The organism is Hydrogenophaga sp., from assembly GCF_051007235.1.
Classification (GTDB): Bacteria; Pseudomonadota; Gammaproteobacteria; order Burkholderiales; family Burkholderiaceae_C; genus Hydrogenophaga.
The window spans coordinates 1-1,675 of sequence record NZ_JBPCSJ010000073.1 but is presented as its reverse complement, the minus strand read 5'-3'; the positions used below and the strand labels follow the sequence as shown (position 1 = coordinate 1,675).

General features: G+C 67.4%; 1 protein-coding gene and 1 pseudogene. Both read left to right on the top strand.

What is annotated here, in order from left to right:
- Positions 1-457 precede the first annotated feature (457 nt).
- Positions 458-1,360 (top strand): annotated as a pseudogene (gene argB, locus ACR2JA_RS02475) (acetylglutamate kinase).
- Between the two features lie 126 nt (positions 1,361-1,486).
- A partial coding sequence (locus ACR2JA_RS02470) for a response regulator (protein WP_434007549.1) occupies positions 1,487-1,675 on the top strand: 189 nt, incomplete at its 3' end.

Genomic DNA, 1,675 nt, shown 5'->3' with positions numbered 1-1,675 from the left:
GTCCGGGCGGGGTCTGCGCAAACTTGTCCGCTGCGCGGCCTTCGGACATGCGCAGCCCTGTTTCCGCTCGGCCCTGCGCTACTCGCCAGCGCATGACGGCGCAAGCCGGGTACGGACTTCCCCTCAGGCCAACGCGGTTGCGAGAAGGGAAGCCCGTACCCGCTCCCGCCTGTGCCGTCCGGCCGGGCTGAGTAGCGCAGGGGCGCCCGGACAAGGGGCGCGCATGTTTGAGCGAAGCGAGTTTGCGCGCCCCCCGGGCGAACCGAGCAGCGCAAGGAAGCCCGTAGGGCCCCGGTCGTCGGCTCGCCTTTTCTTTGCTCACTTTCTTTTGGCGAAGCAAAAGAAAGTGAGGCGCCCGCCGGGGCGAGACCCGGCACGCCACAGGCGCCAGCCAAGCCACCCGCGAAGCCTAAAATTCCCGGAATCCCTCCGCCCCCCAACACAAGAAAGCGCCGACATGACCCACACCCCCGTCGACCTCTCCGCCATCGCCCCCCGCGAAAAAGCCGAAATCCTGGCCCAGGCCCTGCCCTACATCCGCAAGTACCACGGCTAGACCATGGTCATCAAGTACGGCGGCAACGCCATGACCGACCCGGCCTTGCAGCAGGACTTCGCCGAAGACGTGGTGCTGCTCAAGCTGGTCGGCATCAACCCGGTGGTGGTGCACGGCGGCGGTCCGCAGATCGAGACCCTGCTGCAACGCCTGGGCAAGAAGGGCGAGTTCATCCAGGGCATGCGCGTGACCGACGCCGAGACCATGGAAGTGGTCGAGTGGGTGCTGGGCGGTGAGGTGCAGCAGGACATCGTGGGCCTGATCAACGCCGCTGGCGGCAAGGCCGTCGGCCTGACCGGCCGTGACGGCGCCATGATCCGCGCGCAGAAACTGCGCCTGGCCGATCAGCAGAACCCCGAACAGGAACACGACGTCGGCCAGGTGGGTGACATCGTCAGCATCGACCCCTCGGTGGTGAAGGCGCTGCAGGACGACCAGTTCATCCCCGTCGTCAGCCCGAGCGCTTTCGGCGACCAGAACGAGAGTTACAACATCAACGCCGCCGTGGTGGCCGCCAAGCTGGCCACTGTTCTGCAGGCCGAGAAGCTGCTGATGCTGACCAACATCCGCGGCGTGCTCGACAAGGAGGGCCAGCTCATGACCGAGCTGACGCCGCGCCGCATCGACGAGCTGTGCGAAGACGGCACCATCAGCGGCGGCATGATCCCCAAGATCGCCGGCGCACTGGACGCGGCCAAGAGCGGCGTGAACGCGGTGCACATCATCGACGGCCGGGTGCCGCACGCGCTGCTGCTCGAAGTGCTGGGCGACCAGCCCTTCGGCACGATGATCAAATCCCACTGAGATGAACGTTCTCAAGCCCCGTTCCGGCGCAGAGTGCCTGGTCCAGGGCACCCGAGGATGCGGCTTCGCCGGTCCCAGGGTGCGTCCCCCTCGGGGGGAACGCGCGAAGCGCGGAAGGGGGGGGCGATGAGACTCCTGCTGGTCGAAGACGACGTGATGGTCGCCAGCGGCATCAAGCTGGGGCTGACCAACGCCGGCTACACGGTGGACTGGGTGGGCAGCGCCGAGCGCGCCGAGCAGGCACTGGAAGGCGAGAGCTTCGACCTGGCCATCGTGGACATCGGCCTGCCCGGGGTCGATGGCCTGGAGCTGACG